This window comes from Mycobacterium sp. WUMAC-067 (assembly GCF_020217485.1).
Lineage (GTDB): Bacteria > Actinomycetota > Actinomycetes > Mycobacteriales > Mycobacteriaceae > Mycobacterium.
The window spans coordinates 1-23,030 of record NZ_JAEKMI010000059.1 but is presented as its reverse complement, the minus strand read 5'-3'; the positions used below and the strand labels follow the sequence as shown (position 1 = coordinate 23,030).

Below are 23,030 nucleotides of genomic sequence, written 5' to 3'. Positions count from 1 at the left end.
AGCGGAATCTCGCCGTGGCGTTACGCCCGCGGCGAGCAGGGATTGTCACCCGAAGGTCTCGCGCAGGTCCTTCTTGATCACCTTGCCGAATTGATTGCGCGGTAGCGTGTCGACGACCACGAGATGTTCGGGGTGCTTGTAACGGCTCAGCCCCCGCGATTGGCAGTGTTGCACAAGGGATTCCAATGCCACACCGTCGGGTGTGGCGGGTACCACGACGGCGCAGACGCGTTCGCCGGTGCGCGAATCGGGGATCCCGATGACGGCGACGTCGGCGACGGCGGGATGGGTGGCGAGCGCATTCTCGATCTCGAGCGCGGAGATGTTCTCCGCGTTGCGGATGATCGCGTCTTTGGTGCGACCGGTGACGCGGACGTTGCCGCCCGCATCGATCAGGCCGAGATCGCCGGTGCGCAGCCACCCGTCGCCGTCGAACGCCTCGGCGTCCAGCGTGGGATCGGCGTAGCCGAGGAAACATTGGGGCCCCTTGAGTCGCAGCTCCCCTTCCTGCCCGGCGCCCAGTTCGATTTCTCTGCTGTCGACCACGCGGACCTTGACCCCGGGCACCGGCGGGCCGACGGTGTGGTCGAGCACCTCCGGCGGGGCGGTCAGTGAAGGCGAAGTCGCGCACGGAAACTCGGTCATCCCCCACGCGTTGGCGATCCCGGCGATGCCGAAGGTTTCGCGGACCTGCCGCCCCAATTCGGCGGTGATGGGCGCGCCTCCCGCCAGACAACCCCGCACGGACGAGAACAGCGGCCGACCACCGTGGGCGCGCTGGGCTTCGAGGAACGCCACGAAGAACGGGGTCGCCGTGCCCAGGAACGTCGGGTTGTGGGCGGCGATGGCCAGCGGCGTCGTCGCGGGGTCGAACGACTCGAACAGCGCCAGCCGCATGCCGGTCAGCAACGCGGTGGCCAGCATCGCCGCCCCGCCGATATGAGCGACCGGGAAGGCGATGGGGTCCACGTCGCTGCTCGTGGCCCCCACCATGCCCACCACTCCCGCCGAGCCGGCGATGACCGAGCCGTCCGTGTGGCGGATCCCTTTGGGAGCCGCGGTAGTCCCGGACGAGTAGTAGACCCAGCGGGCGTCGTCAGCCGATCTCGGGGGCGCGGGCAGGGAGCCGGGTTGGTCGCGGGGCAGCCGCAGCTCGCCGGCCGGGGGCGTTTCCAGGTCAAGGGCGACGACCTCAAAACCCTTGTCCCGCGCCAAGTCGCGAGCCAGGCCGCCGTGGTCGAAGCCGCGCCAAACCTCCGGTACCACAAAGAATTCGGTGTTCAACTGGCCGGTGATGAAGCCGACCTCGCTCTCCCGCAGCAACGGGATGATCGGGTTTTGCACCGCCCCGAGCCGGGCCAGCGCGGCCATCACCACCATGGTTTCCAGCGTGGTGGGCAGCTGCCAGGACACCACGGTTCCCGCGCGGACCCCCCGTTCGGCGAAGGCGGCGGCGGTTGCGCACGCGGCATCGTGGAGCTGGCGTGCGGTCAGGCTGCGTCCATGCTCGTCGGCGAGAAGCGGCCGGTTCGAATCCCGTTGCGCCGCATCGGCGATCAACGCCCAGAACGTGCCGTTCCCAGCCAACGTCACCGCACCGACGGGTCGGTGGAGGGAGGACGAAATCCCGACTGCGCGACGGCGACCGACACCCCGGTGCCGATCGGGCCCTTCTCGTCGACCAGGACCGCGGAGCCGCTGGCCACCCCGTCGTGGCTGTGATGCGTGAGGGAGGCCAGCCCGATGTGCGTGCCCTCGGGCAGCCGGACCAGCGTCAGCGTGTAATCGACGTTGATGAACTCCAGCGAGTTGGTGCCCCAGTTGGCGATCGAGGCCGTGATGTCTCCGGCCATCGCGGCGCGGGTGAAGGCGGACAACGGTTCATCGTCGACCAACGGGCGATCCTCGTGCAACCAGGCGTATTTCGGGCCCTCGGTCTGGCGCCAGTCCGGGTCGGGGTTCTGCACCTCCGAGCCCCAGCCGTAGGTGCGCATGAACAGCGTCGGGTAATCCTGGCCCGACGGTAACGGCGGCATCTGCACCGGCGGTGACCAGACCTGTCCGCCGGGCTGGGGACCGCGCCGCAAGAACAGTGCGCTGGCCTGTGCCACCGGGGCGCCGTCCTGGATGATGACGGCCTCGACCAGCCGCAATCGCCGTCGGTCCTGGCGCACCTCGGTGTGCACCTCGAGCGGTTTGAGCGCCGTGGGCCGGGGCAGGTCCACGGTGAGCCGCGCCGGTTGCAGGTGCGCGTCCGGAGCGGCCCGCTCGACCGCCCACGCCAGGAGCCCGCCGACGACGTGGCCGCTGAGCGATGGACCCCAGCCGCCGCGCGCGATTCGCGTTGGCACGAAATACTTTTCGTCGCGAACGAAATACGACGCCGGTTCCGCCCATTGAGCTTCATCCGGAACGACATTGGGCTCGGCCACTGCATGACCCTTCGCGTCAGGGGATCGCGGAACCCTGCTGAGACCCGCAACCGTGAATGTTACAGTTGCGCTTCCAGTCGGCGAATGCGCCGTGCCGGTCAGTCGATGGCGGCGCCCACCAGGTGACCGATCACGTAGGTGATCGTCAGCGCGAGGCTGCCCCCGATGGCGTTGCGAAGCACGGCGCGAAGCTTTGGCGCCCCGCCCAGACCAGCCGAGACCGCGCCGGTGACCACCAATGCCGCGAGCACCGCCGCCATGGTGACGGGGATCCTCCACGTGGTCGGCGGGACCAGGATGGCGATCAACGGCAACAGGGCGCCGATCGCAAACGACAGCGCCGACGACGACGCCGCCTGCCACGGATTCGTCAACTCCTCGGGATTGATGCCGAGTTCGACCTCGGCGTGGGCCAGCAACGGATTCTGATCCGTGAGTTCCTCGGCCACGGTGCGGGCGGTGGCCGCCGTCAGGCCTTTCGCTTCGTAGAGCGTGGCGAGCTCGTCCAGTTCGGCAGCGGGATCGTCGCGCAGTTCGCGGCGCTCCTGGCGCAGCAGCGCTTTTTCCGTGTCGCGCTGGGTGCTGACGGATACGTATTCGCCGAGCGCCATCGACACCGCTCCGGCGACCAGTCCGGCGCTGCCGGCGGTCAAGATCGGGCCTCGCAGGGTCGTGGCCGCCGCGACGCCTACGACGATGCCCGCGGTGGAGACGATCCCGTCGTTGGCGCCCAGCACGCCCGCGCGCAACCAATTCAGCTTCGACGACACCGATCCGACGTGCGGTTCGGCGGGATGTGACGTACTCGACACGGCGGCAACGATATAGAGGAAAACCGTGGCCGACTAGCCAACCTAGCCTTGCCAAACCGGCGCGTCCTGCTACCCACCCACACACTGCAGGGGCCAAACACAGCTAGTCCATAGGAAAGCTATCTAGCGTCTGGGTTGTGCCAGGGGGAGGTTCCGAATACATCCCTGGTGGAAGAAGTCCCTAGTGGATAGGTGAAGCATCGTGAAGTTGAAGCAACTTGTCGGAGGGGTGACCATCGCCGGAGCGCTCGGTGCTGCGGCCTTGGGAATGGGCGCCGGGTTTGCCAACGCCGCGCCGGGCGGGCCGCCACCCGGCCCCGGTGGTCATGGCGCACCGCAACCCGGGGGCTTTCACGCTCCCACCGGGCCGAATGATCCCGGCGGCCCCGGTGGTCCTGGTGGTCCCGGTGGTCCTGGTGGTCCTGGTGGTCCTGGCGGGCCCGATCATCCCGGTGGCCCCGGAGGCCCGGGTGGGCCCGGCGGGCCCGGTCCCGATCACCCGGGCGGCCCGGGCGGACCCGGGGGCCCAGGTCCCGATCACCCCGGCGGACCCGGTGGGCCCGGCGGCCCGGGTGGACCCGGCGGTCCCGGTGGTCCCGGCGGTCCGTGGCATGGCGATGACCAGCGGGGCTACTTCCACGGCGCCCCGTGGGGCGACGGGCCTGGCCCGTGGGGCCCCGGCGCGCCGCCGCGACCGGCGTGGGATCGGCCGCTCCCCCCGCCTGGCGGTCCATGGGGTTATGGCCCGATCAACTACTGGGGCTACCAGGAAACGCCGTACTGGAACCCCCGTTTCAACCAGTGGGGATTCGACTTCTTCGGGGTCTGGATTCCGCTGTAAAGATCGCTGAACGCGCTGCCCGCCTCGCCGATTGGCGAGGCGGGCATCGTCGTCTATACCGTTGGCGGCAAACACATTTCGTGCTTGACGCGAGTCTCAGCTTTTGGTGCCGACGGTCAGCAGATCGGACACCAGGCGCGTCCATACCGGCCGCGGGATCCGGTGCTGGTCGCTGATCACGAACCCGGCGTTTTCGAACAGCGCCCGCATCTCGGGCGCCGACGTGTTGTGTTGCGGCTTCCACCGATTCTGCGCTGATGACTGCAGCCGCGGTCGCCGCGTGCTCAGCGCCGAGACGGCCACCAGTCCGCCCGGCGCGAGCACGCGATAGAACTCGCGCAACGCCGCGGGCTGGTCGAAGAAGTGGAATGCCGAGGTCGTCACGACGGCGTCGAGCGCACCGTCGTCAAACGGAAGTTGTTCGGCCGGACCGCGCAACCACTGCACCCGATTCGATCTGGCCCGGGCTTGGTTGAGCATGCCGTCGGACATGTCGACGCCATAGATCTCGTCGGGATTCAGTTCACGCTGGATGCGGTCGCTGAGAATCCCTGTGCCGCAGGCGATATCAGCGATCTTTCCCGCCCCGTGGTTGCGCAGCTGACCTATCACCTCGTTGTGCGGCGGCCGGTACACCCACTGTTGCAGAAACGGCAGGTCGTAGGCCGGCGCCAGAAAGCTCCACATCCGCGTGACCGCTTCGTTGAGCCCGCGGCGCTGCGGTGCGGTCACTTGGCCAGCACCGAGCTGTAGTAGATGGTGTCGGCCACCGAGACGGAGTCGTTGGTCTGCGGGATCGACTCGAGGCCGGAGTCGGCCAGCAGCTGACTCAGCTGGACGCCGACCGACTGCCATCCCAGGTTGTCCAGGTAGACGGCGACGTCGTTGCGCTCGCCCTGGTAGCCGAGATCGCCGAATTCCAGGTCGAAGCCGTGCTCACGCCATTTCGCGGTGGCCCTTCGCATCATCTCGTGAGCCTTCTCGGTGTCTACCTCGGACATGTCTGGAATAGCTTCGCACGCCAGCCGGCTGCCGTCAGCGCTCAGTGCGGTGATGTTGTCCAGTAGGCGGTCTTGGGCCTCCGGCGGTAGATAACCGAAGAGGCCCTCCGCGATCCATGCCGTGGGCCGGCTCGTGTCGAAGCCCGCGTCCACCAAGGCTTTTGGCCAGTCGTTACGCAGATCGACAGCGACCGTGCGCAGCTCGGTCTGCGGTGCCGCGCCCAGCTGCGCCAAGGTGGTGGCCTTGAAGTTGATCACCTGGGGCTGGTCGATCTCGAACACCGTCATGTCGGCCGGCCAGGCCAACCGGTAGGCGCGCGCATCGAGGCCGGACGCCAAGATCACCGCCTGCCGGATCCCGGCCTGCGTCGCTGCCTGGAAGAACGAGTCGAAGAAACGGGTGCGGGCGGCCATCGCGGCGGGCATGTGTTCGAGCTTCCAGCCGGATTCATGGTCGTCGACGTCGGCGGCGACCAAGTCGCCGGAGACCCAGCGAGTGAAGAAGTCTACGCCGACGGCACGAACCAGAGGCTCGGCGAACCGGTCCTCGATCAGCGGGTTGTCGGCGTTGGTCGCGATCGCCCGGGCGGCTGCCACCATCGTGGCGGTCGCGCCCACACTGGACGCGAGATCCCAGGTGTCGTTGTCTGTGCGTGGCATGCGGCTGTTGTCCCCCTCGGAATCACCGGTTACTTAGCCGGTATAACGACCGACGGGCCGGTGGAGTTCCCGGCGGCCGACCATCCGGCGAGATCCCCGGTGCGAGCGTTGCGTCGCCGCAGCTAGACGGGGCTTTTAATGCGCTCCGGGGTGGCCGGGCGCGCCCGGTCCGCCGGGTCCTCCAGGTCCGCCCGGTCCACCGGGGCCGCCCGGCCCACCGGGGCCACCCGGGCCGCCGGGGCCGCCCGGTCCATTTGCGGCCGGCAACAGGAACACGCACTCATTCAGCTCGACGCTCCAGCCCCAGCCCGGGGCGCAGTCACCGTCGGCGCGGGCGATCGCCGGCGTCCCGGGCACCGTTACCGGTAACCCGGCCAGCGCGAGGGCGAAGGCGCCGATCAGGGAGCGCCGCAGATACTGTCTCATCGCCGACCTCACTTTGTCTTCGGGCAGGGCGGGCGGTGATGGCTCGTCGCATCGGGCCAGACCCGCGCACATCATTGTGCGGCAGTCGGTGCGTTAGTGTGCCGAATTGACGGGCTTGAATGTTGTTGGCAGTGAGGGTCTTCAGTCGCTCATCAATTCGAAGACCGGGATGACGCGATCGGTGCGCTGCTGGTATTCGCCGAAGCCGGGTGCGCGCTCGACGATGACGGGATAGATCGAATCCCTTTCCTCGCGCGGCAATTCGCGCGCGGTCACCGACTTGGGAGCGTCGGAGCCGATCTCGATGGACACGTCGGGAATGGCGCGGATGTTGTGCACCCAGGCGGGATGTTTGTCCCGGCCCGCCGCCGAGCCGACGATATAGATTTTGCCGTCGATGTCGAAGTAGGCGACGGGGTTGACCCGTTGGGCGCCGCTGCGCGCACCCTCTGACGTCAGCAACAGCAGCGGGAAGCCCTCGAACTGCCCCCCGACCTTGCCGCCGTTGCGGCGGAACTCCTCGATGTTGTTCTCGTTGAATTCACGTTCCGAGCTCAGCGCGTCGTCACCCATTACGCCATCGTGGCACGCGGAGGACGCATGGGCCAGCGAGAATCGTTCATATGTTGCGCCGCAAGAATATTCGGCACCGAGTGGGTGCGTCACCGCATCCTGGTCGGCGGCGCGGGCACGATGGCGGTGAGCTCGGTCAGACCGCTGACCTTGAGGACGGGCATCAGGATCGGGTGGGCGACCAGCTCGATGCGGTCGGCGTGGGCGGCCAAGGCGTTGATGGCGGCGCTGTCCAGGTACTCCACGGCGCTGAGGTCGACAAGCAGCGCGCCGTCGCCGCCGGTGGCGGCGGTGGACAGGGCCAGGGTGAAGACGTCGATGTTGCTCAGGTCGATTTCCCCGGCCGCGACCAGCACGAGTTTCCCGTCGCTGCCGCGCGCGGTGTCGAGCGTGAGCGGCGTGGTCATCAGGTGATCCTGGCCGAGAGGTGAACGGTGGTTCCGTCGTTGGCCGTCCGGATGTCGACGTCGTGCATCAGGCTTCGCATCAGCGGGATGCCCCGGCCGCGACGATGGTGCGAAGCCGGCTGCGGCGCCTTCCACGAGCCGGTGTCCGTGATCGTCAACTTCACCTGATCGCCCACCGCGATGGCGCCCAGGCGGATGAGACCCTCCGGCCTGTGCCGGTGGCCGTGCTCGATCGCGTTGGCGACGGCTTCCCCGGCGGCAACCAGCACGTTCAGCGCCTCTTCGGGGCCCACCCGGACCCGGCTCAACCAGTTGCGCAAGGCGTTGCGGGTGGGCGCGAGTTGGCTGACGTCGGCGGGGAAGTTCAGCTCCAGCGGGGCCGGATGGCGGTAGAGCAGCAGAACGACGTCGTCCTGGTACCCGCCCTGTGGCGCGACGCGGGTCATGATCTGGTTGGCCAGCTCGTCCAGTCCCAGCCCGAGGGCGTCCTGCGCGATGCCGGCGACGCGGGAGATGCCCCGATCCAGCGGACTGCGGCGACGCTCGACCAGGCCGTCGGTGTAGAGCAGCAGGGTCGCGCGCGCCGGTATGGTCACGCGGGCCTCCGGGCGCGGCCAGTCGCGCCGTATTCCCAACGCGATGGTGTGGCCGTCGTCGAGCATCTGGGTGGTGCCGTCGCCGTGCACCAGGATGGGCGGCGGGTGCCCGGCGCTGGAATAGACCAGTTCGCCGGTGTCGGGGGTCAGCACCGCGCAGACCGCGGTGGTGCACTGCGCGCCGGGCAGCCGTGCGGCGAAGCGATCCATCCCCGCGAGAGCCGCAGCGGGGCTTGGGTTTTCGAATAACAGCGCCCGACAGGCGCTGCGCACCTGACCCATCACGGCGGCAGCGGCGAGGCCATGGCCGACACAGTCGCCGACAACCAAGGCGATGCGCCCGTCCTCGAGGTCGACGATGTCGTACCAGTCGCCGCCCACCTGCAGCGGCCGGGTGGCCGCCTGATAGCGCACCGCGAACCCGCTGGGCAGATCGGCCGGGCCGAGGATGGCGTGCTGCAGGGCCAGGGCGGTTTCGCGCTGTTGGTCGACTTGGTGCACCCGCTGCAGGCCCTGGCCGAGGCGGCCGGCCAGCACGGTGAGCAAGGTCTGGTCCTCGAGGGTGAACGGGCGTTGCTCGGTCAGGTCGATGCAGACGACGAGCACGCCCTCCGGGTGCTGCAGCGCGATGCCCGCCGTTCCCGGCTGGATCGCGGTCGGGGTGAGGAAGTCGCCGTCGCGCAACGATCTGAGCGCCTCTTGTGTGTGGGGCGGCAGGTCGGCCCACTGCGTGGGCTCACCCACCGACACCACCTGCGGTGCGCCGAAGGCCGTCTCCGTGGACGAGCTGTACGCCGGGAACGTGACGGCAAGGACCCGGCGCGCCCGCCAGAGCCGCCGCAGTTCCTCGGCGGCGGCGTAGACCGCTTCCTCGACGGTATCGGCTTGGGCCAGTTCCTGATTGATCGCATGTTCGCGGCCCGCCGCCAGCGCCAACGCGATCGCGGCGTGCCGGGCGAAGTCACTGACGAGGTCGAGGTAGTCGTTGCCGAACGGGGGCTGGTGCGGGTCCCGCGCAACGGCGATGACACCGAGCACCGCGCCATCCGCAATCAGCGGGATGACGATCGCCGGGCGTTCACCGACATCGGTGAATCCCTCGATCGGGTACTGGAAGGAATCGGTGATCAGCGGTAGGCCGCGGCGTGCCACACCACCCGTGGTGGAGCCTTCCATCGGAACCTGCCGGCCGATCACTTCCGACGAGTAGCGTCCCGCCGTTGCGGCCACCACCAGGGTTTCGACGTCGTCGACGGGCGATTCGGGCTCCCGCGGCACCAGCAGGATCGCCTGCTCGGCGCCGGCCAACTCCAGCGCCCGGTTGACGATGAGCTGCAGTGGCCCCGTCTGTGGGTCGCCGGACAGCAGCGCGGTCGTGATCTCGCGACTGGCCTTCGTCCATTTGGCCGTTTCACGCTCCCGCTCGAAGAGCCGTGCGTTGTCGATGGCGGCGGCGGCCGCCGTGGCCATCGCTCGGACGGCGCCCTCCTGGGAGTCGGTGAAGACGCGGCCGGGCCGATCGTCGGCCAGGTAGAGGTTGCCGAAGTTGGCCGCCCGCACCGTGATCGGGATTCCGAGGAATGCCCGCAACGGTGGGTCGTGCGCGGGCAGCCCGGCGGTCTGCGGATGAGTGCTCAGATCGTCGACGCGCAGCCCTTCGCCGACCGGGAGGTCGCCGAGCCGTCGCGCCGCGTCGGCGTCGATTCCCGCGTGCACGAAAGAAACGAGGCTGCCGTCGGGTGCGCGGATACCCAGGGCGGCGTAGCGGGCGCCCGTCAGTTCCATCGCCGCCTTGAGGACTCGATGCAGCGTCACGTCCAGGTCCAGATCGGAGCCGAGCTCGACGATGACCCGCACCAGTTGTTCCATCTGGTCGCGCGCCGCCTCCAGCTCATCGAGCTGGTCGTGCATCTGGCCCACCAGTTCGCGCCGGCCCTGCCAGGTGAAGGCGGAGTCACTCCGGTCGCTGTCCATAGGCACCAAGGTAATGCGTGGTGTTGCCGGCGCGCGGGTGCTGGGGTCTTTACTGAATCTTGACCGCGTATTGAATTGCCCCACCGACGATAGGCGAGGTGAGTACCCTTTTAGCGGTGGAACTGGGGGTTTTAGGCCCTCTCCAGGTCCGGCAAGGCGGAGCGGCCGTCGGTATCCCGGGCGCGAAACCTCGCGCCATCCTCACGATGCTCGGGTTGCACGATGGTTCCGTTGTGCCGGCCGACACGCTCGTCGAGTTGCTGTGGGGTGAGGATCCGCCGCGCACCGCCGCCAAAGCTCTCCAGACCCACATCTCGTCGCTGCGCCGCATCCTGGGTGACGGCTTTGTCCTGACGCAGGGGGCGGGTTGGGTGCTCGCCGACAGCGAGGTTGATGCCTCGCGCTACAAGTCGGCGGCGCGACTGGGGCGCGAGGCCGCCACCGCGGGCGACACCAGCCAGGCGGTGGCCCGATTCGAGGAGGCTCTTGCCCTCTGGCGCGGAATCCCCGAACTTCCCGATGGCCGGCGCGGAACGTCCGAAAAGACGCGGTGGATCGAGGGGCATGCCGCGCTGGTGGAGGATCGGGCGGACGCCTTACTGGCGACGGGGCGAGCCGCGGAACTCATCGGCGATCTCGAGGCCGCGATAGCTGATGCTCCGCTGCGCGAAAGGCGGTGGGGCCAGCTGATGCTCGCCCTCTACCGGGCCGGCCGGCAAGGCGAAGCCCTTGGCGCCTACCAACGGGCGCGTGCGCTGCTTGCCGACGAACTCGGCGTCGATCCCGGGCCCGAACTTCGCCGGCTCGAGGCCGCGATCGTCGCTCAGGACTCTTCGCTGGATATTGCCGTGGCACAACATGTTCCGTCGGTGACACGGGCGGTGACGTTCCTTCTCACCGATATCGAGGGGTCGACGGCCGCTTGGGAGGCGGACGCCGACGCGATGGCGGTGGCGCTCGCCCGACACGACGAGCTGATCGAACACGTGGTCACCTCACGTGGCGGTCGGCTGATCAAGACGCGCGGCGAGGGTGACGCAACCTTCTCGGTCTTCGAACGGCCCTCGGCGGCCGCCTCGGCCGCGGTTGAGTTGCAGGACGCGATCGCTCATGAGCCGTGGGCCTTGCGGGAACCCATTCGCATCCGGGTGGCGCTGCATACCGGTGAGGTCGAGCTTCGCGACGGCGACTACTTCGGCCGGGCCGTCAACCGGGTCGCGCGGCTGCGGTCGCTGGCCGAGGGTGGCCAGATCCTGTGCTCGGGCGCGACCGCCGAGCTCGTCATCGACTCGCTGGCCGACGACGTGGTGCTCACCGACCTCGGGATGCGCCAGCTGCGGAATCTCGCACGGCCCGAGCACGTTTTCGAGTTGCGGCTGGAAACCGCCGAGCAGCGTCCCGAGCCGGCGGCGGCCGAAACGCCGATGGAGCGACCCGGACTTCCGGCGGTGCTCGTCGGCCCCGGGCCGTTCGTCGGACGTGGCCGCGAACTCGAAGGGCTGCTGTCTGCGTGGCAGAGCGCGCTGGCGGGCGGTGTGCGCACGGTGCTGATCGCCGGCGAACCGGGCGTCGGCAAGACGCGCCTTGCGGGTGAATGGTCGCAGCGGGCCTATGACCAGGGCGCGGTCGTGCTGTACGGCCGGTGCGACGAGGACCTCGGAGCGCCCTATCAGCCGTTCGCGGAAGCGTTGCGTTCGCTCGTGCCGTGCATGGGCGCTGACCGGCTGCGGGGGCTGCGCGGTGTCGAAGCGTTGCTGCCGCTTGTGCCCGGGCTGACCGATGTGGTGCCCGATCTCGCTCCCCCGTCGCACGCGGATCCCGACACCGAGCGGTACGCACTTTTCGATGCCGTCGTTGCCCTGCTGGAGATCGCCTCCGCGAGCGCGCCGGTGCTCTTGATCCTCGACGATCTGCACTGGGCAGCCAAGCCGACGCTGCTCCTGCTGCGGCACCTGCTGCGCTTCGGCGACCACGCCCGCGTGCAGATCGTCGGCACCTACCGCAGCACCGATCTCGACCGCTCCCACCCCCTGGCGGCGATGCTCGCCGATCTTCACCGCGACGGCACGGCCAACCGGCTCAGCCTCGGCGGCCTCGACGAGGATGACGTGACCGCCTACGTCACCGAAGCCGGCTATGACGACGAGGAACTCGCGCACGCCCTGGCGTCGGTCACCGGCGGTAACCCCTTCTTCCTCATCGAGGCCCTGCGCCACGTCGATGAGAGTGGCGGCACGTGGGATCAGAGCACCCTGCCGCAGGGCGTTCGCGAAGCCGTGAGCCGCAGACTTTCTCGGCTGCCGGTCGAGACCAACAAGGCGCTTGCCGCGGCCGCGGTCGTCGGGAGCCGGTTCTCCGTGGAGCTGGTCGAGCAGGTGGTCGGCAACGACCTCATCGACGCGTTCGACGAAGCGCGCAAAGCCGGCATCGTCATCGAAGAACCAGGCGGCAACTATCGGTTCAACCACGCTCTTGTCCGCCAGTCACTGCTGGCCGAGCTGGCGTCCGTGCGGCGCATGCGATTACACCAGCGCATCGCCACGATACTGGAGACGCTGCCGGGCGCCGACGACGATCTGCTGGCCGAGCTGGCGCACCACTACTTCGAATGTGCTTGGGCGGGAAACGCAGCCAAGGCGGTCTTCTATTGCCGGCGCGCGGCAGACCAAGCGATGGCACGACTCGCCTACGAAGGTGCCGCCGACCTGTACCGCCACGCCTTGCACGCGCTGGAAGAGCTTGACGACGAGCTGCCCGATCGTGACGATCAGGCCGCCGAGCTGTTGGTCGCGCGTTGCGAGGCTTTGTTGGCCGCCGGTGATGTGGCGTCGGCGGCGGGCGCGGTCTCCCAATTGCGCGCGGCGACAGTCGATTCGGCTCGGCTCGCGGCGTGGGCCACATGCTTCGACGGGCAATTGTCGATGCTGATTCACCCCGAACGGTTGGACGAGGTCGAAGCCGCGCTGGGCGCGGCCGCCGCCAAACTCGCCGAGCTCGCCGACGCCGCCGGAGAAGCCAAGGCGCACACCGTCCGAGCGGGATGCCTCGCCCGCCTGGGACGGATCGCCGACTGCGAAGTCGCCCTGGACGACGCGCTGAACGCGGCGCGGCGCGCGGGCGAACACCGCCGGGTCAACGCGGTGTTGGCGGGCGCCCCCCTGGCGGCGCTGTGGGGCCCCAACCCCGTTCCGCGCGCCGGGGGGCGGTGTCTGGATGTGGTGCGGCTGCTTCGGATCACGACCGACTCCCCTGCCGTCGAGGCCACCTCGACGCGATGCCAGGCCGTGCTGGAGGCCTTTCGCGGCCGCGCCGCCGCGGCCAGACGGATGATCGACTCGGCCCGGCGCACGGTTAACGAGCTCGGCTTGCGCCATGCGCTACTGGAGGTGGAGCAGTTCGCCGGTATCGTCGAGCTCGTCGTTGACGATCCGGCTGCGGCTGAACCGCATCTGCGCAAGGCCTACAACGGTTTTCGTCGCATGGGATTAGACGCCGATACCGCCGAGACCGCGGCGTTGTTGGGCCGCGCATATCTTGCTCTCGACCGCGAATCCGAGGCAGACGAATTGTGTTCGGAAAGCGAGCGTCTCGCCGGTCACGCGCTGAAGGCCTCGATCGCGTGGCGCACCCTTCGCGCACACTTGCTGGGGCGCGGCGGTGACTACGACGCGGCTCGGCGAGTCGCCGAGGCGGCGGTGACTTTGGCCGAACGCACCGACGCCCTGGTTGATCACGGCGACGCCTGCCTGACGCTGGCGACGGTTTTGGGGGGCGGCGGCAACGTCGTAGCGGCGCGAGCCGCCGCCGAGCAAGCGGTCGAGCTGTACGAACGCAAAGGCGCTGCGGCGCTTGCGGAAAGGGCGCGCGCGATCCTCGGCGAGAATGTGAAGCGGAGCGCACCCGCTCGACCAGAACCGTCGAGGGTCGAGTTGGACAACGCATGCGTGCGCGCGGGCGAACGCGTGGCGTCCGCGATAAATCGTGAGGCGTGGGACGAGTTCGAGCGACTCTTCGCGCCGGATGGATTCATCGAGAGCCGCCGCAAGATTGTCGGGTTTGGACAGATCGACGTCCCGTCGGGCGAGTTTCCACAGCTGAACAGGCGCGTGTTGGAAAAAGTCCCGATGCGGGTCACCCAAATGGTTATCGCCGTGCGAGGCGAGCGTCTGGCGCTCGCTCGATTGGTGATAGGCGCGGACGATGTCGGCCCTGGGGCGCCGCAGGACGAATTCCTGCTGCTTTATGGCATCGATAATGATGGCCAGATCTCCTTGCAGGTGTGGTTCGACCTCGAAGACCTCGACGCCGCAATGGCCGAACTCGATGCCGCATACGGTCAATTCGAGGAGATACATCCTCGAGCGCGGCTCGAGAACGCCGCGACGCGGGTATACGAGCGCCTGCACGCGTATTTCGCGGCCCGCGACTGGGCTGCGATAACCGAGCTCCTTACCGACGACTACTACGGCGATGATCGTCGTTCGGTGGTAGGGGGCGGGATCCGACGCGGCCCGGGAGCCGCGATCGAAGACTATCGGTCGGCGGCCGACATCGAGGTGACGGACGCGAGCTCAGACGCCGTTGCAACGCGTGGAGCGCGCCTCGCCCTCACTCGTGCCCGCTACTCACGAAACGGCCAGGAATCAGAGGGGTTCCGCGTCGATTTCCTACAAATAGTCGAAATCGACACAAACGAGCGGATTGCGGCGATGGCCGCGTTCGACCTCGACGAATTCGATGCCGCCATCGCCGAACTCGACGCACGCTATCTCGCCGGAGACGCTGCGCCGCACGCGCGTACGTGGGCAGTTATCGCGCGAGCCAATACGGCATTCAACCGGCACGAGGAATTGCCAATAACACCGGACTTTTCAACGATCGACCACCGGGTACGCGCGACGTTGGACGCGGATGGCCTGACCGCGTACCTGCGCACCTCGTGGGACCTCACGCCGGATCTCACGACGTTCATCGAGTCGGTACATCGGCTTAGCGACCTAGGAGTCGTCGTAACCCACGCATCGCGCGGCACGTCACAAGAAAATTTTGAAGCACAGTGGCGACAGATCACGCTTCTGACGGTCGACGGCGACCTGGGTACTCGTTGCGAAATCTTCGACGAGGCAGACGTCGACGCCGCGATCGCGCGATTCGATGAGCTCAGCCGACCGGCACCGCGGCTGGAAAACGCTGCGAGCCAGATGGCGGAGCGCTTCTTCGCGTACTTCGCAGGCGGCGATTGGGACTCCGTGGCGACGATACTGGCCGACAATGTTTCGCACGACGATCGCCGGCACGTGGTGAACGCTGGGGTTCTACACGGTCGAGATACCCAAATTGCAAACCTGCAAGCTATCGCTGAGGTCGGGATCACGAATTTTTCGTCGACAGTCATTGCGACCCGCGGCGCGCGTCTCGCCCTCGTCCGTACCCGTTCCTCGGGCCCAGACCGAGCGCCCGACGGCGTCCTCACTGAGGAACTCGGAGTCGTCGAGATCAACTCCGACAACCAGATGGCAGCCTACGTCACGTTCGACCCCGGCGACTTCGACTCCGCCATAGCCGAACTCGACGGTCGCTATCTCGCCGGCGAGGCTGCGTCGCACGCGCACACGTGGTCGCTGATCACCGAGTGTTACGCGGCCATCAACCGCCACGAGCGACCAACTACCGCTCCGGACTGGATCAATGTCGATCACCGACGAGAAATCGCGATGAGGCCCGATGACCTGATTGCATACATCCGCGCCGGGTCGGATCGGGACCAAGTCATCAATACCTATGTCGAGACTGTGCATCGACTGGACAGCCTTGGCGCAGTCTTGACCTACGCGGCGCGTGAAACTTCGCGCGAGGGCTTCGACGCTGAGTGGCGAGGGATTGCCGTTCTCATTGTGGAACGCAAGATGGTCAACCGCACTGAGTTATTCGACGAGAACGACCTCGGAGCTGCCCTCGCGAGATTCGAGGTGCTCGGGCGGCCTGCAGCAAGATTGGAAAACGCGGCGAGCCGTGTGGGCGAGCGCTACCTAGCACAATTCGCGGCTCGCGACTGGGACGCTATGGCGGAAACGCTTTCCAATGACTTTTCCAACGACGATCGACGTCGGGTGGTAGGCGCTGGAATCCAGCATGGTCGAGACGCCCAGATCGCAGATATGCGGACAGTCGCCGACCTGTGGACCACGAAGGTGATGCCGGCGACCATAGCGACTCGCGGGAGTCGCCTTGTCCTCATGCGTCTCCGCTTCTCGGGGCGCGATCACGGACCTGAAACCTTTCTCACCGAGGTACTCGGAGTCCTCGAGATCGACGCTGACGAGCGAATCGCCGCAGTCGTCTTCTTCGACGTGGACGACTTTGACGCCGCCATAGCCGAACTCGACGCCCGCTATCTTGCCGGAGAAGCCGCTCTTTACGCGCGCGCGTGGCAGGTCATCATGCGAGGCTACGCCGCGGTCAATCGGAACGAAGTTCCCGGCATGACACCGGATTCGGTGTTCGTAGATCATCGAGCGGTCTTAACGACTGAGCGGGAGGATCTGACGGGCTACCTTCCCGCCCTGTGGGACCTCACGCCAGACGTCAGCGTCTACGTCGAAGCGGTGCATCGGGTGAATGAGCGGGGCGCGGTCGTCACCCATACGGCGCGCGGCACTTCGGAGGAGGGCTTTGACGCCGAGTGGCGGACAGTCATCGTTGGCATAACCGACGGCAATCTCTACCGTCGCGTCGAGGTCTTCGACGAGGCAGACCTCGACGCCGCGCTGGCGAGATTCGATGAGCTGCACCGGCAGGCACCGCGGCTGCAAAACACGGCAAGCCAAGTCAGCGACCGCTTCCTGGCACACTTCGCGGCGCGCGACTGGGATGCGATGGCAGAGATGACGGCTGACGACATTTCGAGTGACGATCGTCGTCGCCTTGTGGGCGCGGGAGTCCAACTGGGCCGGGATGTCGATATCGACAATATGAGGGCCTGGGCCGACGTCGGGATTGCGAACATGACATCACACGTCGTCGCGACCCGCGGCGACCGCCTCTTCCTTGGCCGCACCCGATTCTTCGGCCCCGAGCAAGGACCCGACACGTTCCACAGCGAGGTGCTCGGCCTCGTCGAGATCGACACCGAAAACCGAGTCGTTGCGCGGGTCGTATTCGACGCCAACGACCTCGACGCGGCGTTCGAGGAGCTCGACGCTCGCTACCTTGCCGGCGAAGCGGCCGCCCACGCGCACACGTGGTCGCTGCTCATGGCGGGCGACGCCGCGCTCAACAGGCATCAGATCCCCGCCCATACCCAGGACTGGGTCAATATCGACCACCGGCGGGCGACCGCTTTCCCGCCAGGTGACCTCATCGGATACCTCCGTGCCGGTTGGGACTTCGCCCGAGACATCAAGAATCACATCCTCGCGGTGCATCGCATGAACGATCGAGGAGCGGTCGTCACCCACTGGGCGCATGGCACCATGGAAAACGGATCCGACGTCGAATGGCGGGAGATCGCCCTTCTCACGTTCGAAGGCGATCTGGTCAGCCGGGGCGAGTTGTTCGACGAGGCCGATTTGGATACCGCGATCGCGAGGTTCGAGGAGCTCAGCAGGCCGACAACCGAGCTCGTGAATGCGGCTACCCGAGTGGCCGAGAAATTCCTGGCGCGCTATGCGGTGCGCGACTGGCCTGCAATGGCAGAACTGCTAGCCGACGACGTTTTCTCAGACGACCGTCGTCGAGTCTTGAATGCCGGGATCCGGCGTGGCCGCGATGCTGAACTGGCGAATTGGCGTGCTACTAGTGAAGTCTGGAGCACTCACGTAACGTCGACCGTCGCTATCCGCGGAGAGCACCTCGCGCTTTTCCGCACCGCCTTCACAAACCACGACCAGTCCTCTGAGGCGTATTCCGCTGCTGCGTTCGCCGTCGTCGAGATCAACGGTAACAACCGAATCGCGGGATACGTCGTAATCGATTCGGACGAACTCGACACGGCCATCGCTGAACTCGATGCGCGGTACCTGGCGAGAGAAGCGGCTCCATACGCGAGCGCCTGGGTGTGTGCCCTGGACATCCTCCGCGAGCTCAACAGCCACGATCCGGGACCGATGATCGAGCGACTTGCATACACCGATCATCGACGAGTCCCGTTCGCAGACGGAGACTTCCGGCGGGCGATTGAGGAATTGTGGCTCCTCGTACCAGACGCCCGCTATTGGGCGACGGCAGTACATGCTCTCGATGCCCACGGCGTGGTCGCAAGCGCCATCATCGAAGGCACTGATGCGCGGGGGAACGAATTGCAATGGGCCCGCTCCTTTTTGCTCGATCCCCACGAGCCACGGTTGGAGATATACGAAGAGAGCGATGTCGACAAAGCGCTTGCCCGGTTTGAGGAATTGCGCCCAATGCCGCAACGGCTAAATAATGCGGCAACCCGGGTTGTCGAGAAGTTTCTGGCGCATTTTGCGGTCCGCGATTGGGACACAATGGCAGAACTACTCGCCGACGGGTTCTTCTCAGACGATCGCCGTCGCGTCTTAAACGCCGGTATCCGACGCGGACGAGACCTTGAGATGGCGAACTGGCGGGCCACCGCCGATGTCTGGATGACTGATGTGAGATCGACCGTGCTTGCCACCCGCGGCGAACGCCTCGCCCTCTGTCGTTTCACCTTTGCAAGCCAAGGCTCGCTGCCCGAGGCATCCCAAGCTGCGGCGCTGGGCATGATCGAAATTGACGATGACAACCGAATCGTGGCAAGCGTGGTGTTCGACCCCGACGACCTCGACGCGGCCCTCGCCGAACTCGACGCGCGGTACCTCACCGGGGAGGCCTCCACCCACTCCCACACCTGGGCGCTGGTGACGGACGCGTTCGTGGCGCTGAATCAGCGGAAAATCCCGGCGACGACATCTGATTGGGTAAACATCGATCACAGACGACTCGTGCCGATCGGCACGGGTGATCTGGCGGCGTATCTCTCTGTCGCATGGGAACTCTCGCCGCAGTCCCACCTCTACGTCGCCGCCGTGCACCGCCTGACCAACCTTGGCGCCGTGATCACCCACGTCGCGATTGGGACCTCGCCCGAGGGCTTCGACGCCGAGTGGCAGGTGATCGACGTGATGACTTTCGAAGGCGATCGGATCAACCGCTGTGAGCTATTCGACGAGTCCGACCTCGACGCCGCGCTGGCGAGGTTCGATGAGCTGCACGGCCAGACGCGGAGCCTGGAGAACGCGGCAAGCCGCGCAGAACACCGGCTCTTTGACCGCTCGAGCACCCACGATTGGGCGGCGATAGCCGAGATCTTGGCCCCGGACAGTTTCGTCGACGATCGACGTCGGGTGGTGAATGTCGGCTTCTGGGACGGTCGCGATGTTGTGATGGCAAATATGCGAGCACTGGCCGACGGCCTTGCGCAGGTATCCTTGACGGCGATCGCGACTCGCGGGGAGCGCCTCTCGCTCGCCCGCGTCCGCTCGTTCAATCCTGACTCGCGGCAGGAGGGATTTGCCGTAGAGTTGCTGGGGATCGCGGAAATTCACGCCGACGGGCGGATCGCCGCCCACGTCTTTTTCGACGTCGACGATATCGATGCAGCCTTCGAAGAACTCGACGCCCGCTACCTCGCTGGCGAAGGCGCCGCCCACGCGCACACGTGGTCGGTTATCTTGCGAGCCCTCGACGCGTTCAACGGACACGAGCTGCCCGCGACAACGCCGGACTGGGTGAATATCGACCACCGCCGAGGTAGAGCGTTCTCCCCCGGCGAGCTGGTCCCATACATCCGCGCCACATGGGAGCTGGCGCCGCAAGCCAAGTTCTATATCAATACGGTGCATCGGCTGAGCAATTTCGGAGCAGTCTTCACGCAGTCGTCGCGTGGTGCTTCGCAGGACGGCTTCGACCTCGAGTGGCTCGAAGTCAACGTTCTGACTGTGAGCGGTGGCCTGATCGACCGCATCGAAACGTTCGACCAGGAAGACCTCGACGCCGCGCTCGCGCGGTTCGATGAGCTCACCGGTAAAGATCAGCCGAAGTGACAGCGCCACAACTCAATCCGTTGTATCTACTGGCAGACAGTCAGCTGCTGTTCTGGAAGGGCGACGGCCGGCTGCTACTGGAAGCGGCGCTCGACGGGTTGCCCCGAGACAAACCGTTGAGCGCCGCCTACGTCGGGGCCTCCAATGGCGATCGGCCGGAGTTCTACGAAATCTTCGAGGCGGCCGTCGATGCCGTCGGGATAACCGACCATTGCATGATCCATTCGTCCTTCGGCCCCGCCCACCGCGCCTTCCTGGAGAACACCCAATTGATCGTCCTCGCGGGCGGGGATGTCCGCCTCGGCTGGAACACGTTCGAGGAAACCGGCATGAAGCAGACGATCCTGGACCGCTACACCAAAGGGGCCGTCCTGGTGGGCATTTCGGCTGGCGCGGTCCAGCTCGGACGCTATGGAATCGTCGAGTCCCCGGGCACCGAACTGCTCGACGTTTTCAATCTCGCCCCTATGGTGATCGACGTGCACGACGAACGCGCCGACTGGGGGCGGCTGTCGCGGACAATCCAATTACTGGAGGGGGCAGCGACCGGGCTCGGCACCCCTTCTGGCGGCGGAGTCGTCGTGCACCCTGATAGCACCGTCGAGCCCCTGCGTTATCCCGCGCACAAATTCGTCTACGACGGCACCCGCGTCGTGCAATCCCTGTTGAGTCCACCGCTCATCGCTTAGACGTGGTACCTCGTCGTCGTGGGCGGTGCGCTGCCAGCACGTCGGCGTTCGCCGCCGTCTGCGCCTGGGCGGCCAGCGTCGATGCCTGGTTGGCATGCGCGATCGCTTCGGCGTCGTTAGTGGATTCCTTGCCGTGCGCCGCCGCCAAATGCCGCTTGGCCTCGTCGAGCCGGGCCTGCGCCTCGGCGCCGACGCTGTCGTGGTGCCGGGCGACGTAGTCGGAGATTTGGCGCAACCGGGCATCCGCGGTGGACAGCGCCTGCGGCAACGAATCACCGCTCCCCTCAATGCTGGCCTGCCCGCCGCCAAGACGGGCGCGCCGCCGACGACGCGCGCGATAGAGCACGAGAAGCAGCACAACAACCGCGACGACGATGACACCGATCGCGACCAGCGGCCAGATCGGCTTCGACGAGCTCGCCGGCTTGGCCGAACTCGCCAATTTGTCCAACCCGTCGGCCGCGGCGACCGCCGCACCGCTCCAGTCTTTGGCGCCCAGCACGGGCTCAATTTGATTGCGCCGCAGACTATCCAACCCCGCGGCGGTCGGGCCCTGCACCTGCGGCGGCACGGTGAACGTGTACGTCTTGGTGTTCGTCGCGATGCCCAGCAGCGCATCCTGGCCGCCCATTCCGCTGGCGCTGCGGGTGCGATCGGCCCAGTTGTCGGGCTTGAACCGGTTGAAGTTGTCGACGTAGACGACCCACAGTTGAATGTGGCGATCGCGGTAGAGCCGATCGATGGCCTCGCTGACCGCGGCCCGACCGGAATCGGTCAACACCCCCTGGGCGTCGGTGATGTGATCCGTGAGCTTGGAGGGCGGCTGCGCGGCGGCGGGGCTCACCAGCAGCAAGCCCGCGGTGAGGATCGTCAGGACGGCACCGAACAGGCGAACAATCCGCATACAGGTAACTTAGCCGCCAATTCGCGTTGGGTCAGGAGGCGCCGCATCCGCGACCAACCGCCGCGAATCGCCTTTCCGCACGTCAGCGACCAGCAGAATCCGCCCGATACTCGCGCCCGGCCGACTCCCCCACGCACTGGACACCTATTGGTTACGCGCGTAACCTCTGTCGCGCAACGACAGCATTCTCGCGAGCGAAAGGCCACTGAGAACCGTGAGTAACGCCATTGAGGTCTTCAACCCGTCCACCGAGGAGCTGATCACCGAGGTCCCCGACTCCGACCAGGCGGCCGTCGACGCCGCGGTGGCCCGCGCGCGCGAGACCTTCGAGTCGGGCGTGTGGCGCAAGGCGCCCGCGTCGCACCGAGCGAACGTCCTCTTCCGCGCCGCGCGCATCATCGAGGAACGCACCGACGAGCTCGCCGCGCTCGAGGGCCAAGACAACGGCATGAACCTGACCGCCGCGCGGCACATCATCCCGGTGTCGGTCGACATGCTGAAGTACTACGCCGGCTGGGTCGGCAAGATCCACGGCGAGTCGGCAAATCTGGTGTCCGACGGCCTGCTCGGCACCTGGGAGACTTACCACACCTTCACCCAGCTCGAGCCGGTCGGCGTCGTCGGGCTCATCATCCCTTGGAACGGGCCGTTTTTCGTCGCGATGCTCAAGGTCGCGCCCGCCCTCGCGGCCGGCTGCAGCGCCGTGCTCAAGCCCGCCGAAGAGACGCCGTTGACCGCGCTGAAGCTCGAGGAGATCTTCCGCGAGGCGGGCCTGCCCGACGGCGTCCTGAACGTCATCACCGGCTACGGCGAGACGACGGGCGCCGCGCTCACCGCGCACCCGGACGTCGACAAGATCTCGTTCACCGGGTCGACGGAGGTCGGGCGGCTGATCGTCAAGGCGGCCGCCGGCAACCTCAAGCGGCTGACGCTCGAGCTCGGCGGCAAGTCGCCGCTGATCATGTTCGACGACGCCAATCTCGACAAGGCGATCTTGGGGGCGGGCATGGGCCTGCTCGCCGGTTCGGGGCAAAACTGCTCGTGCACGTCGCGCATCTACGTCCAGCGCGGCATCTACGACGAGGTGGTGCAGCGCCTCGCCGAGTTCGCCCAGATGCTGCCGATGGGCGGCAGCGAGGATCCCGATTCGGTGTTGGGGCCGCTGATCAGCGACAAGCAGCGCAAGCGGGTGGAAGGCATCGTGAACGACGGCGTGGCCGGCGGCGCGCAGGTGATCACCGGCGGCAAGCCGATGGACCGCAAGGGCTACTTCTACGAGGCGACGATCATCACCAACACCACACCCGACATGCGGCTCATCAAGGAGGAGATCTTCGGGCCGGTCGGTTGTGTGATCCCGTTCGACGACGAGGACGAGGTAATCGCCGCCGCGAACGACACGCACTACGGGCTGGCCGGCTCCATCTGGACCGAGAACCTCTCCCGCGCCCACCGTATGGTGAATGAGCTTCGCGCGGGCCAGGTTTGGGTGAACTCCTCACTCGCGGCGGACCCGTCGATGCCGATCAGCGGCCACAAGCAGTCAGGATGGGGCGGCGAGCGCGGCCGCAAGGGCATCGAGGCCTACTTCAACACCAAGGCGGTCTACATCGGTCTGTGACCGATTGCCCTGAGCTCCGCGGGCGTAACGCCACGGCGAGATTAATGC

At 66.9% G+C, this 23,030-nt stretch carries 14 protein-coding genes; 4 read left to right on the top strand and 10 right to left on the bottom strand.

Features of this window, described 5'->3' with window-relative positions; translation table 11 throughout:
• Nucleotides 1-45: 45 nt before the first annotated feature.
• The 3 genes from JF781_RS24710 to JF781_RS24700 all read right to left on the bottom strand — a co-directional run bounded on the left by JF781_RS24710 (nt 46) and on the right by JF781_RS24700 (nt 3,244).
• The gene (locus tag JF781_RS24710; protein ID WP_225330100.1) at nt 46-1,587 is read right to left on the bottom strand and encodes a class I adenylate-forming enzyme family protein; all 1,542 of its coding nucleotides are present in this window, start codon (nt 1,585-1,587) and stop codon (nt 46-48) included.
• 2 nt (nt 1,588-1,589) lie between these two features.
• On the bottom strand, nt 1,590-2,432 hold the full coding sequence (locus JF781_RS24705; RefSeq protein ID WP_225330087.1) for a thioesterase family protein: 843 nt from the start codon (nt 2,430-2,432) through the stop codon (nt 1,590-1,592).
• Nucleotides 2,433-2,530: 98 nt separating this feature from the next.
• Entirely contained in the window at nt 2,531-3,244 is a 714-nt protein-coding gene (locus JF781_RS24700; RefSeq protein WP_225330088.1) for a VIT family protein, read from the bottom strand.
• 202 nt (nt 3,245-3,446) lie between these two features.
• Between JF781_RS24700 and JF781_RS24695 the strand changes: the two genes are divergently transcribed.
• Nucleotides 3,447-4,085, top strand: a complete 639-nt coding sequence (locus JF781_RS24695) for a chitin-binding protein (RefSeq protein ID WP_225330089.1) — start codon at nt 3,447-3,449, stop codon at nt 4,083-4,085.
• Between the two features lie 96 nt (nt 4,086-4,181).
• Here the strand turns inward: JF781_RS24695 and JF781_RS24690 are convergent, their stop codons facing one another.
• The 6 genes from JF781_RS24690 to JF781_RS24665 all read right to left on the bottom strand — a co-directional run bounded on the left by JF781_RS24690 (nt 4,182) and on the right by JF781_RS24665 (nt 9,722).
• Nucleotides 4,182-4,817, bottom strand: a complete 636-nt coding sequence (locus tag JF781_RS24690; RefSeq protein WP_225330090.1) for a class I SAM-dependent methyltransferase — start codon at nt 4,815-4,817, stop codon at nt 4,182-4,184.
• A complete protein-coding gene (locus tag JF781_RS24685) occupies nt 4,814-5,746 on the bottom strand; it encodes an SAM-dependent methyltransferase (RefSeq protein ID WP_225330091.1) in 933 nt (310 codons plus the stop codon). Before JF781_RS24685 ends, JF781_RS24690 begins: the two co-directional genes overlap by 4 nt.
• 135 nt (nt 5,747-5,881) lie before the next feature.
• A complete protein-coding gene (locus JF781_RS24680; RefSeq protein ID WP_225330092.1) occupies nt 5,882-6,172 on the bottom strand; it encodes a hypothetical protein in 291 nt (96 codons plus the stop codon).
• A gap of 141 nt (nt 6,173-6,313) precedes the next feature.
• On the bottom strand, nt 6,314-6,745 hold the full coding sequence (locus JF781_RS24675; protein ID WP_225330093.1) for a nitroreductase family deazaflavin-dependent oxidoreductase: 432 nt from the start codon (nt 6,743-6,745) through the stop codon (nt 6,314-6,316).
• An 89-nt stretch (nt 6,746-6,834) separates the two neighbouring features.
• The gene (locus JF781_RS24670; protein ID WP_225330094.1) at nt 6,835-7,152 is read right to left on the bottom strand and encodes an STAS domain-containing protein; all 318 of its coding nucleotides are present in this window, start codon (nt 7,150-7,152) and stop codon (nt 6,835-6,837) included.
• On the bottom strand, nt 7,152-9,722 hold the full coding sequence (locus JF781_RS24665; protein WP_225330095.1) for a SpoIIE family protein phosphatase: 2,571 nt from the start codon (nt 9,720-9,722) through the stop codon (nt 7,152-7,154). The genes JF781_RS24670 and JF781_RS24665 overlap by 1 nt, the downstream gene beginning before the upstream one ends.
• Nucleotides 9,723-9,928: 206 nt before the next feature.
• Between JF781_RS24665 and JF781_RS24660 the strand changes: the two genes are divergently transcribed.
• Nucleotides 9,929-19,768: a BTAD domain-containing putative transcriptional regulator gene (locus JF781_RS24660; protein ID WP_374109772.1), complete on the top strand. Its 9,840-nt coding sequence runs from the start codon at nt 9,929-9,931 to the stop codon at nt 19,766-19,768.
• On the top strand, nt 19,765-20,457 hold the full coding sequence (locus JF781_RS24655; protein WP_225330097.1) for a Type 1 glutamine amidotransferase-like domain-containing protein: 693 nt from the start codon (nt 19,765-19,767) through the stop codon (nt 20,455-20,457). Before JF781_RS24660 ends, JF781_RS24655 begins: the two co-directional genes overlap by 4 nt.
• Here the strand turns inward: JF781_RS24655 and JF781_RS24650 are convergent.
• Nucleotides 20,447-21,361 carry a YgcG family protein gene (locus JF781_RS24650; RefSeq protein WP_225330098.1) on the bottom strand — a complete coding sequence of 305 codons (915 nt, stop codon included), beginning with the start codon at nt 21,359-21,361 and terminating at the stop codon, nt 20,447-20,449. The genes JF781_RS24655 and JF781_RS24650 overlap by 11 nt on opposite strands.
• Before the next feature lie 214 nt (nt 21,362-21,575).
• Here JF781_RS24650 and JF781_RS24645 point away from each other — a divergent pair, with 214 nt between their 5' ends.
• Nucleotides 21,576-22,982 carry an aldehyde dehydrogenase family protein gene (locus JF781_RS24645; protein ID WP_225330099.1) on the top strand — a complete coding sequence of 469 codons (1,407 nt, stop codon included), beginning with the start codon at nt 21,576-21,578 and terminating at the stop codon, nt 22,980-22,982.
• The last annotated feature ends 48 nt before the right edge of the window (nt 22,983-23,030 follow it).